This window comes from Clostridium sp. DJ247 (genome assembly GCF_014231265.1).
This window is the reverse complement of sequence record NZ_JABAIW010000090.1, coordinates 1-12,351: the sequence shown is the minus strand read 5'-3', so window position 1 is coordinate 12,351 and position 12,351 is coordinate 1. Positions and strand designations below refer to the sequence as shown.

8 protein-coding genes, 1 pseudogene and 1 other annotated feature are annotated in these 12,351 nt (G+C 30.6%); of the genes and pseudogenes, 2 read left to right on the top strand and 7 right to left on the bottom strand.

Translation table 11 applies throughout. The features are described 5' to 3' along the window. From HGI79_RS21420 to HGI79_RS21400, 5 genes and pseudogenes are all read right to left on the bottom strand, one after another. A partial coding sequence (locus tag HGI79_RS21420; RefSeq protein WP_185652702.1) for a dihydroxy-acid dehydratase occupies positions 1 to 833 on the bottom strand: 833 nt, incomplete at its 3' end. Between the two features lie 82 nt (positions 834 to 915). Next, positions 916 to 1,114 (bottom strand) — a binding site (T-box leader). A gap of 299 nt (positions 1,115 to 1,413) precedes the next feature. Further along, entirely contained in the window at positions 1,414 to 3,078 is a 1,665-nt protein-coding gene (locus HGI79_RS21415; RefSeq protein ID WP_185652701.1) for a ribonuclease J, read from the bottom strand. A 369-nt stretch (positions 3,079 to 3,447) separates the two neighbouring features. Then, the gene (locus tag HGI79_RS21410; RefSeq protein ID WP_185652700.1) at positions 3,448 to 4,284 is read right to left on the bottom strand and encodes a Cof-type HAD-IIB family hydrolase; all 837 of its coding nucleotides are present in this window, start codon (positions 4,282 to 4,284) and stop codon (positions 3,448 to 3,450) included. A gap of 189 nt (positions 4,285 to 4,473) precedes the next feature. After that, positions 4,474 to 4,572 (bottom strand): annotated as a pseudogene (locus HGI79_RS23775) (hypothetical protein); the annotation flags it as partial. Between the two features lie 242 nt (positions 4,573 to 4,814). Further along, positions 4,815 to 6,149 (bottom strand): CCA tRNA nucleotidyltransferase, encoded by a 1,335-nt coding sequence (locus HGI79_RS21400; RefSeq protein ID WP_185652699.1) that lies wholly within the window; start codon positions 6,147 to 6,149, stop codon positions 4,815 to 4,817. 403 nt (positions 6,150 to 6,552) lie between these two features. Here HGI79_RS21400 and HGI79_RS21395 point away from each other — a divergent pair, with 403 nt between their 5' ends. After that, positions 6,553 to 7,263 carry a hypothetical protein gene (locus HGI79_RS21395; RefSeq protein ID WP_185652698.1) on the top strand — a complete coding sequence of 237 codons (711 nt, stop codon included), beginning with the start codon at positions 6,553 to 6,555 and terminating at the stop codon, positions 7,261 to 7,263. Positions 7,264 to 7,744: 481 nt separating this feature from the next. Here the strand turns inward: HGI79_RS21395 and HGI79_RS23045 are convergent, their stop codons facing one another. Next, complete coding sequence (locus HGI79_RS23045) at positions 7,745 to 10,489, bottom strand: ATP-binding protein (protein WP_241428304.1); 2,745 nt, start codon at positions 10,487 to 10,489, stop codon at positions 7,745 to 7,747. A 408-nt stretch (positions 10,490 to 10,897) separates the two neighbouring features. On the opposite strand from HGI79_RS23045, the gene HGI79_RS21385 reads away from it, so the two are divergent. Then, positions 10,898 to 11,485, top strand: a complete 588-nt coding sequence (locus HGI79_RS21385) for a metallophosphoesterase (protein WP_185652697.1) — start codon at positions 10,898 to 10,900, stop codon at positions 11,483 to 11,485. A 215-nt stretch (positions 11,486 to 11,700) separates the two neighbouring features. On the opposite strand, the gene HGI79_RS21380 is transcribed toward HGI79_RS21385, so the two are convergent. After that, positions 11,701 to 12,351 (bottom strand): BMP family ABC transporter substrate-binding protein (locus HGI79_RS21380; protein ID WP_185652696.1); only part of this gene is annotated, 651 nt, incomplete at its 5' end.

Here is a 12,351-nt window from a genome sequence, read left to right as displayed (position 1 = left end):
GCTATAGCAGGTAAATGCAATACTGTATTTGTTGATCCTGCCATGGCCATATCCACTGCTATTGCATTTTTAAAGGCATCTAAAGTCAATATATCTAAAGGTCTTACATTATTTCTTAATAGTTCCATAACTCTCATTCCAGCATACTTACCTAGCTGTTTTCTTTCACCTGAATGTGCTGCCGCAGTTCCATTATAAGGAAGGCCCATTCCTAAAACCTCTGTTAAGCAATTCATACTATTTGCAGTAAATAACCCTGAGCATGATCCGCATCCTGGGCAAGCTTTTTGAGCTACTTCTTCAAGTTCATCTTCTGTAATCTTACCATCATTGTAAGATCCAACTTTTTCTATAATAGTACTAAAATCTATATCACAGCCTTGGTGTTTTCCTGCTTTCATTGGACCACCACTAACAACTACTGCAGGTATGTTTAATCTAGCCGCTGCCATAAGCATTCCTGGTACGATCTTATCACAGTTAGGAATTAAAACTAAACCATCAAATCCGTGTGCCATAGCCATAGCTTCTATAGAGTCAGCTATAAGTTCTCTACTTGCTAAGGAGTATTTCATACCTATATGTCCCATAGCAATACCATCACATACACCGATAGAAGGAAATTCCATTGGTGTACCTCCTGCCATAGTAACTCCTACCTTTGCCGCTGCTGCAATTTCATCTAAATGAACATGTCCAGCAATTACTTCATTTTGTGCATTTACAATACCTATTAAAGGTCTTTCTATTTCTTCCTTTGTAAAACCCATACCATACATTAATGATCTTGCTGGAGCTCCCTTTGCTCCTCCTTTTATAACGTCACTTCTCATAACTATTCCTCCTTAGAATTTAATATTTATTGTTACTTAATTTTAAACTTTCTAAAACTGTATAAAAAAAGACCAAGTCTTCGCCTGGGGCGAAAGATTTGATCGCGGTACCACCCAAATTTATTACTCTACTACATAACGGCAAATGCCAGCATAACTTACTACAATTCAGTTTGCAACTCCAGGGTGATTTTCAATAGTTTCCGATTTGTGAGCTTTCACCTACCCCCCACTCTCTTTAAAACCCTTCACTATATACTTGTCCCTATCATAGTTTTTTTAATATTTAGTTAAAGCATAGGTTTTGTTTATTCAACTACTATGTATTTGTGAAAATAATAATACGTATCCTTGAAATTGTCAATAGATTTTTTGTATAACAATTTATTCGATGACTACCTGCTCTAATACTCTTATCTTTATAAATATATTATAACTTATATTTCTGAATTTATCAAACTGTATAATTTGTATATATATTTAGTTTTACATGCCAAAATAGTAAAATAAAAAAACAACTCCTTCTATTAATTTTTAATAGCGGAATTGTTTTTATATCTAAATTTTAGAGCTGAAGTAGCTAAATCTCCATAATAATAGGAAGAATAATAGGCCTTCTTTTAGTCTTTTCATATAAAAACTTCTCTAAGGATTTTTTCATACTAGCTTTTAATACATACCATTCAATAACTTTATTTTCTAAACAGTTATCCAGTTCTTTTTTTACAATTTCTTTTGCTTCATTAATTAAGTTTTCAGATTCCTTTACATAAATAAATCCTCTAGTAATTATATCTGGACCCGCGATAACACTATAGGATTCTTTTTCTATGGTAACTACTATAGTAAGCATACCATCCTCAGCTAAATGTTTTCTATCCCTAAGTACTATATATCCCACATCTCCTACCCCAAGTCCATCTACAAATACAGAACCAGTAGGAACAGTACCTGATATTTTTGCTTCCTTATCTGAAATTTCCAGCACTTGACCCATATCTAAAATAAATGTATTTGCATCTTCCATTCCCAACTGTTGTGCTAACGCAGCATGGTGTTTTAAGTGCCTATATTCACCATGAACTGGTATAAAATACTTAGGGTGCACCAAGGTATGAATTAATTTCAATTCCTCTCTATATGCATGACCAGATACGTGAACATCTTCTAAGGCCTCATAAATTACATCTGCACCTTTTTTAAATAGTTGATTTATTACCTTAGATATGAATCTACCGTTACCCGGAATTGGTGATGCGGATATAATAATTAAATCTTTAGGCTCAACCTTAATTATCTTATGAGTGGAAAAGGCTATCCTAGCAAGAGCTGACATAGGTTCACCTTGGCTTCCAGTAGTTATTATTGTTATTTGTTCATTAGGATATTTTTTTATTTCATCTAGAGTAATAAGATAACCCTCTGGTATATGGAGATAACCTAAATCCATGGCTACTTGAGAAGTATTTTCCATACTTCTTCCACTAAAAGCTACCTTTCTTCCATATTTAACAGAAGCATTTACTATTTGCTGCATTCTTTGAATATTTGAAGCAAAAGTTGCTACAATAACTCTTCCTTCAGCTTTAGAAAAAATTCTTATCAATGTTTCTCCTATAGTTTTTTCAGAAATAGTGTGACCTGAACGTTCTACATTAGTACTATCTGCCATAAGGAGTAATACCCCTTCCTTCCCTAGTGCAGAGATACGTTCTAAATCCATAACCTTATCATTAACAGGAGTATAGTCTATTTTGAAATCACCAGTATGTAGTATTACACCTACTGGTGTATGAATAGCTAATGCACAGGAATCTGGTATACTATGATTATTTCTTATAAATTCGATGTTTAAGTTTTCTGTACTTATTGTATCTCCAGCTTCCACTGAATGTAGCTCACAATTTGAAAGTATATTATGTTCCTTTAATTTATTTTCAACAATTCCTAAAGTTAATCTTGTACCATAAATAGGCACATTTAGCTGTTTTAAAACATATGGAAGTGATCCTATGTGATCCTCGTGTCCATGAGTTAAAAATATACCCTTTACCCTATCTGAATTATTTAATAGGTACGTTATATCAGGAATTACCAAATCTACACCATACATATCAGCCTCTGGGAATGATATGCCACAGTCTATTGCAATAATTTCATCTTTATACTCTATGGCGGTTATGTTTTTACCTATTTCTCCAAGACCGCCTAAAGAAACTATCTTTAAATTATTATTCTCTTCCAACGAATTCCCTCCTTAGGTTTATTATTTATCCGATGACTACCCGCTCTAATACTCTCATCTTTATATGAAACTCATCTTCCTTACGTTAGATGAGTACTCACAGAGTAAGCGACCATATCAAATTTACAGATTCTGGCTCTCTGCTTAACTGGGAGTAAAGAGCGGCTACATCTCTGGATTCGTTTAACTAAGAATCAGGTGGGATCAAAACCCCATCTGATTCAAGTTTCACTCTATCTCATTGACCTATTAATCTTATTTGTATAAAATCTATTATTGTTATAATATCATTGTAAAAAGTATTTCAAATAATAATAATATTTCTCTCTATTTATTTTTTCTTTTAATTTTAAAATTAACCCTACTATTTTAAAATTTATTTTCAGATAATATAAAATTTTCAATAGCATAGGCTATACCAGATTCATCATTGGACTTAGTTATATATTTTGCTATTGCTTTTGCTTCATCTACAGCATTTCCCATTGCTATAGGTAACCCTGCACTTTCAAGCATATCTATATCATTATAGTTATCTCCAAAAGCTATTATCTCATTTAGTCCTATTTTTAATTTTTCTGACAAAATCTTTAATGCATTACCTTTAGAAATATTCGGTGCCATAATATCCAAAAGTCCTCTTGCTGAACTTACTATACTAAGCTCATAAAGCTTTGAAAAATAATCTTCCAATATTTTCGCATAATCATGAGAACTACATACCAATAAAATTTTCAACACATCTATGTTGTCAATATTTTTAATCAATATATCATTTATATAAGTTATAGGTACTTTTAAATCCTCTGTTACAGATTCGTTAAGATTCTCATATCTTTCGGTAAGAGGGTTGCCTTTATTACTATAAACCATATCAGTAGTATATAATAGAAACTTCACATTATTTTCCAAACAATAATTTACAATTTCTCTAACTTTAACTTTGTCTATTACTTTTGAATAAAGTATTTCTCCTGTTGTTATATTTTTAATTAATCCACCATTACAAGCTATAATATGCCCCTTTAAATTTAACTGCTTTATAAATGTCTTAACCATTAGGTCGACTCTTCCAGAGGCAATAACTACTTCTACTCCTGTTTCCTGGAGTTTTTTTAATGCTATTTCATTATCCTTAGATATAAAACCCTTAGAATCTAATAGTGTTCCATCCATATCACATAAACATAATTTATATTTATTCATAAATACCTTCTCCTTCTTATGTCTTTATATTAGCTATACCAAAATAAAACTACATAAATTGCCACTATTGTTATTACTTTCATTCTAACACAGATAAAGCTTATTACTCTACAATAATTTTATCCTCTTTATTATAATCTCACTCAAATTTTCCTTATTATTTAACTCTGGATTTTCTAAAACCTTTATCTTTAAATATTTTATTGTATCTTCTAGTAAGGCATTGGTAGTTATGTCCCAATCTTTAGGTTCTTTCTCTAAGATACTATCTCTCACACAGCCACCTACGTAAGTAATAATTTTTTATATAGATGAATATGTGCTGTAATGGCAATTCTAGCAAGTATTCGTTTGTTTAATACAAAAGTACCTGGTTCCTCTCAGATTTTGCAATACTACTTTGGCTTATTTTGCTAAAATCCGACAGATACCAGGTACCTTTGTGGGGCTTCAAATATCCCACTTGCTAATAACTAGCGATAAATCAAAAAAGTCCATATTGTATCCTTACTCTAAACAAATTTAGTTTTTTACTTGATATATTCATCATAAATTATAGCTAAAAGTTCCTCTTTGCTATTAAGTTGTGGATTTTCTAATACTTTATCTAAAAGAAACTTAAGCATATTACCTATTTCTTCCCCTGGCTTAAGAGAAAACTCTTGTATTAAATCTCTACCGTTCACTGCAAGTTCTTTTGTAGATAAAGGAACTTTAGATTCTAAAATGGCCATTGCTTTTTCCTCTACTCTATCAATTTCTTCTAAACGCATTTCGGGAGAAAGAGAACCTAAAGCATCTGCTCTTTGCAAGACGAATAGGTCACGTAATAAATCCTTACCAACTCTATTAATAAGGCGTTTTACAGCAGCATCTGTTGGTTTTTTCAATACATTCATATGCTCCTTTACTAAAATACTAATTTCACTTATACTTTCATTATCAAATTTAAGTCTTCTAAGTATTTTCTCGCATAGTATAGCACCTTTTTTATCATGACCATAAAAATGACCTATACCTTCCTTATCAACAGTAAAACACTCTGGCTTAGCTATGTCGTGTAATAATGCTGCTACTCTCAGATTAAGTTCTGGCGGGCAGTTATTCACAACGGCTAAAATGTGTTCAAATACCTCTTTGTCATGGTGAGGATTTTGCTGATTAAATCCTACTGCTACTTGAAGTTCTGGTAATATAAACTCTAATAATTTAGTCTCTTCAAGCAATCTTAAACCTTTTGTCGGGTTATTAGATACCAGTGTTTTACAAAGTTCATCTCTAACTCTTTCATTACTTACGCTTAGTATAAGGTTACAATTCCCTTTTATAGCCTCTAAAGTTTTCTGCTCTATATCAAAGTCTAATTTAGCAGAAAAGCGAATGGCTCTAAGCATCCTTAGAGCATCTTCTTGAAACCGCTTATTAGGCTCTCCTACTGCCCTAATTATTTTATTATCTAAATCTTCTATACCACCAAAATAATCTATAAGACCCTTTTCCTCGTTAAAAGCTAATGCATTTATAGTAAAATCTCTTCTAGCTAAGTCCTCTTTTAAATTTGAAACAAAAGTAACAACATCAGGTCTTCTATTGTCGAGATATTCACCATCTATTCTGTAAGTTGTAACTTCGTATCCCACTCCATTTATTATAACAGTGACCGTTCCATGTTTTATACCTGTAGGTATAGTTTTATCAAAAAGTTTAATAATTTCTTCTGGTAAAGCATTGGTAGCTATATCATAGTCCTTTGGTGAAACTATATTAATTTTAGAATCACGTACACTTCCCCCCACTATATAAGATTCATATCCATTATTTTTTAAAGTATCTAAAATTATTTTTACGTCATTTGGTATAAACATAAGACCTCCAAATATTATATTATGTTTAATTATGTTTAATTATTTTTTCTATTTGTTATTGTCGCAAATTTATGCTAAATATCACTAAATAAATCTGCAAAAGTTGTAACTACTTCCTTTAATTTTTCTATATAGTTCTTTAAAAGAGCTTCTCTGTTTAATAGGATATCTAATCATTATTATACAAAAGAACATACCGTAATTGCTACTGCAGTAGGGACTATTATTCCTATTACAAAATGAGTATTTACATTATATTATATCTTATAGCTTGCTAACTAAAAGCTTTGAAGTTTATTAACAAACTATTAACAATTTTGTCACAGCAAAGTCACATTTCAAACACACACTACCAACAGTAAAATTAATTCCAAAACAATAAACTTTTTAGGAGGTAATGAACATGATTAAAGCAAATGAAAAAAAAATTATGGCACTAACTATTTCCTTAGTGCTAGCGTCAGGAGGTATGTTTTTCACGCAGAACAGCTCAGTATCTGCTGAAGATTATCAATCTAATAATACTATAGAGCAAAAGGATGAAAAAAAGGTACATAAAGGAGATTCCTTTGCTAAACTACTTAGTAAACTAGGGTTAACAGCTGAAGATATTAAAAATGCACAAAATAGTGGTAAAACCTTATTTGATTTAGCAAAGGAAAAAGGATATACACCTAATCAAGTAAGATCAATGCTTATTGAGATTAAAACTGAAGCTATAAACAAAGCAGTAACTGACGGAAAACTTACTAAAGATCAAGGAACTACTGCTATTAAAGAAATGAAAGATAAAATATCAAAGTGGGATGGTTCAATGAAACACCATTGCAAAAAACATTGGTGGTCTAAAGCCCTAAACCAATTAGGTATAACTGATGAAGAAATAGCTGAAGCAAAAAAATCTGGCAAAAATATATTTGACTTGGCTAAAGAAAAGAAAGGTTTAACTCCAGAACAAGTTAAATCATCAATAATAAAAACAAATACTGATACTATAAATAAAAAGGTTTCTGAAGGAAAAATAACTAGAGAGAAAGGAGATTTGATAATATCAAAGATGAAAGCAAAAGTAGAAAATTGGGATGGAACTTTTAAAGAGCTAAAGAAATCTTAAACATAAATTGTAGGGAGTGTAAGTAAAAACTTAACTTACACCACCGAATTTCTTAAGTTTCAACCGTTGAATCCTATATATACCCTTAACTTAAATTCAACTTATACGTAGGGATATATTACTAATGTTGAAGTCACATTTAAATATTTTTTTATTAGTCTTAGCGAAAATTTGAGAAAAACCTTAGAACTTTTGATATGGTTGAAAGCCTAAATGGCTTTCAACCAGCGACTTATCAATGGTAATTGATAAGTTGGTCCGGACTGAGGTACGAGTTTATCTAAGTTCTTTTAAATTTATAATGAAACTCCTCTTCCTTTCGTCAGAGGAGTGCTCACAGAGTAAGCGACCATATCAAAATCACAGATTTTGTATGTCTGCTTAAATTTAAGCTTTAGACTAATAAAAAATATTTAACGTGACGAAACATGGTAATATATCCGGTGGTATAAGTTAAATTTTGGAGCATGGGCATATATATCTAATGGTATATATCCGAAAATTCAATGTTGGTTCTTTCTATATATTTAGAGCCTTCATCTTGATTAGACGAATTAATCTCTATATCAGCATTCTTTTCAACCAATGTTACAGGAATTTCAATAATAAATTCGCTGCCTTCTCCTAATTTACTTTTTGCTTGAATTGTTCCTCCGTGCATTTCTACCAATGACTTAACCAAGGACAAACCTATGCCGCTTCCTTCACTTCTCCTAGATAATGATCTATTCACTTGAGAAAATCTTTCAAAAATGCTTTCAATTTTATTCTGTGGAATACCTATACCCGTATCTTTAATACATATGCGAATTTTGTGCTGTAAGTCATAAATGTTTACAAATATACTACCGCCTTTTTCTGTAAACTTAACTGCATTTGATAATATGTTTAATATTATTCTTTCCATCTTGTCTGCATCAAAAGCCATATGTTTTTCTTCTACATCTGTATCGAAGATTAAATTTATACCTTGTGCTTCAGCGTAGTTAACTGCTGAAAGGGTTATTTCCTCTACTACATTTACTATATTATCATTCAGTAGATCAAGAGATAGGTATCCTCCATCTATTTTAGTAGTATCAATTAAATTGTTTATTAATCTTAGAAGTCTTAGTGCATTTTGATTCATGCTACTAAGGTATTTATTTATACTATAATTTTTATCAGTAACGTTTATATCCAGAGACTGAAGCAGCTGTATAGTACTCCATATTACATTTAATGGAGTTCTTAGTTCATGAGATATATTTGCAATAAACTCCGTTTTTAATTTATCATACTCCAATACTTCTGAAAGCTTCTTTTTATTTTCTTCAAAGCCTTCACTTAATTCTTCAACTTGTTTGACAGTACTTTCTACTTTATTCTGAAGCTTTAGTACTTCTTTAACTGAATCCTTCAAAGTTATAAGGGTCTTAACTCTGCCTAGAAGCTCGGAACGTTCAAAAGGTTTCTTCAAATAATCATTAGCTCCACATTCAAAGGAAACTACTAGGCTTTCCCCACGGTTATCCGCTGTCATAATTAAAATTGGCAGTTCAAACAATGAATATTTTTCCCTCAATATGCTGCATACTTCTGAACCAAGCACATCAGGCAACATCATATCTAAAATTACCATGTCTATATCCTTATGATTTACTGCTATTTTAATTGCCTCATTACCATCTGCTGCGGTAACAACTGTATATTTTTCATCTTCAAGAAAATTCTTTAATATTCTTATATTTATAGTTTCATCATCTACAATAAGGATTTTTTTATTACTGCCTTGTACCAGTGACTTGCAACTTTTTACATAAACTTGTTTTTCCTGTTCATATTGTTTAATAGAATCTAGTACTACCTTATCTGTATACTGATTAGTTTCTTTTATTTGGGTCTTTAATTCATGAGAAGTGTTTGCTAAAAAGTCATCCTTTAATTTATCAATTGACTTAAGCTTATCAGTGATTTTTTCTATACTAGAGAATGCTATAGAAAATCTAGCTGCTAATACGTAGGATTGAGCTGATATAAAAATCATCATACCTACCGGAGCATATGATCCTGTTTGAATTATCGAATATTCATACAAAATATCATTAAGCCTTGTTATAAGCAAGATAAATATGGCAATAATTATAATTTCATAGTTGTGATTTTTGGTAACATATCTGTGAACCATCTTACTCAAAATATATAGCAACAGAAAACCAGATACTATTTCAAAAGGTAATATTAAATCGTTATAATATAAAGGTGGTAAAATCAATATTATGAAAAAGTAAATTATTCCTATAACATTGGATACCTTAACCATAGTTTCAGATATTATATCAGGATAAAAACTATGTATAAAAAGAACAAGTATAGGTATGTATAAGAAAAATGTCCACAAAAGCAGTTTAACATCTAGTATGTAATTCATGTTGGGAAATACACTATAAACTAACCTCTCACTAACTAATATAGTCCTTAGTCCAACTAAAGCGCAAACTATAGAAAAATATAACGGAGCCTTATCTTTTCTTCTTCTCAAAAATAATGCAAAATGATACATCCCTGCTACCAATGTGCCTCCAAACAGGAAGAAATCAAAACCTACATTTTTTGCTCTATACTCGCTGATCTCAGCTTCTGTACCTAAAAAAATACTATCAATTTGAGGAGTGCCATAATCATAGTTGCTATGTTGCAAAACTATGTCAAGTTCTCCAGTATCATTATAAAAAGCCCCTACCTGAGTAGCAAGTTTCGGATCACTTTCATACTTATATTTTCCTACTTTTCCACATTCAATAACTAACTTATGGTTAACCCATAAGTTATGTGATGTTTGTATAAATTCTGTTTTAACAGCCTCTAAATTCTCTTTACTATTTGTGAGTACTTTTAAGCGATAGGTAGCATAACCTTGACCATTTGAATGTTGATTTTCATTGATATAATCATAAAAACTACCTGGAATATTAATAATCCCTGTTTTCACAGCTTTATTTTTTACTTTGAAGTCTTCTGGAGTTAAAAGCTGATTGTAATAAAATTCCCATTGCCCATCAAGCTTAACCATACCTTGTTTTTCCAGATCCCAATTTCTTAAATCAAGTACTCCATCTTTAGCTAATGGCTGTTTTGTAAGTAATTCAGTTTTTTTATTAATGAATGTAATTATAATAATTGAGGATATAAGGAACATCACAGATAGAAAAATTACTCTTGGAATAGTAGATTTAAGCTTCAGCATATAAGTCTCCTTTTAATTTCTATTTAAAGGTATTTCTTAAAAATATTTTACCAAAATTTAAATCATTTTTCTACAAACATCTACATATACAAACATAAAATTTCTCTACACCTTAACCTTTGAGCATTCTTATATAGTTTTATTTAAAAATAATTTTACGTTATTTATACAGTAACATATTTATTTATCATCTATGTCTCTATGAATTTAAGCTTTGAACCTTATATAAATCATTAATATTCCTCATAAAAACTGTATCTTCAAAAGACCTTGCCATTTTATGATAAATTTATAAGTTTCAATAAAAAACAAAAATTCCAATAGAATTATCTTATTGAGAATTATTCTAATATATAATAAAATATTACTTAAACAACTTACCATTCTAAAAAGAGAGTGAGAATGTGAATGAAAATTTTAATAATATCAGATGTTGAATCAAAATATTTATGGGATTACTTTGTGCCCAGCAATTTTAAAGATATAGAACTAGTAATTTCATGTGGAGATTTAAAGAGTGAGTATCTATCATTTTTAGCAACAGTAATGAGCACACCTATTTTTTATATTCCAGGAAATCACGATGAGGATTATATAAAACACCCCCCAGGTGGATGCATTTGTATAGATAACAATATAATCGAATATAAGGGTATACGTATACTTGGTTTAGGTGGGAGTCATATGTATAACAATGGATTATACCAGTATACTCAGAATCAGATGAAAAGAAGATTTAAAAGATTAAGATTTAAAGCATGGTTAAACGGTGGCATCGATATATTAGTTACTCATGCACCTGCTTATAATATAGGAGATGGACAGGATTCCTGCCATAAAGGATTTCAAGTATTCAATGAAATAATGGACAAATATTCTCCTAAATATCTTATTCATGGTCACCAACATTTAAATTATGGAAAATCCCAGAGAATAAACATATATAATAACACAACTGTTATCAATGCCTATGAATATTTTATATTCAATTATTGAATACATAGTTATAAAAGTAAAATATATTAGTAGTTTTGAAAATCCTTCATTGACAACTATATTAGGTTTTTATGAATATATAATTAATGGATTAACCTAGGAAAGGGCTATAAACGTAGGAAAAGAAATCATAAAACTACAGAAAAAACGCTAATGAGTTATTCTCTCCCCCTGTAGTTTGGTATAAGTTAAGTTTCCACCTTGGAACCCTATATTTATATATTCAATATAGGTATTTCTGTATCTACTGCTTCCACCAACCAATCCATTGATATGATTTCTTCTTTAGTTAATACCTGATCTTCTTCTACTTTCAAATTACAGCTTTCATCATAAATAGGTCCAGTAAAAACACTTAAGCCTTTACTTATAATCGTACTCTTCAACAATTTAACAAGTTTTTGAGTATCAAAAGGAATTAAATCTTTAGAATAATAGAAATCTAATATTCCGGAATCCATACCAAACCAAAACTTCAAGCTTGTAGGATTATTACTTAATTTATCTTTAAAATTTTTCCAATTGTCGCTTAATATATCTTCAAATATTTGCTGGTAAAATACTTTCCAATTCCAAACAGAAGCAGCTAGATATTTATCAGGTCTTAGCGTACTTTTATCTACAGTACATAATATACTATCCACTCCCATATCTTTTAAAAAGCTTGGAGTAAATTCGTCATCATGCTTAGAAAAAATATCTGCTCCAAGTTCATCTAAATTTCCTATATAATCTTCCCATTTATTTGTGTTTTCGTAACCTTGTGACCATTTCACTTTAACTCTAACTCTTGGATTCACTAATCTAGCACCTAATGCAAAGGAGTTAATGGCACTTATAACCTCTGGAACTGGATAAGTAGCTAC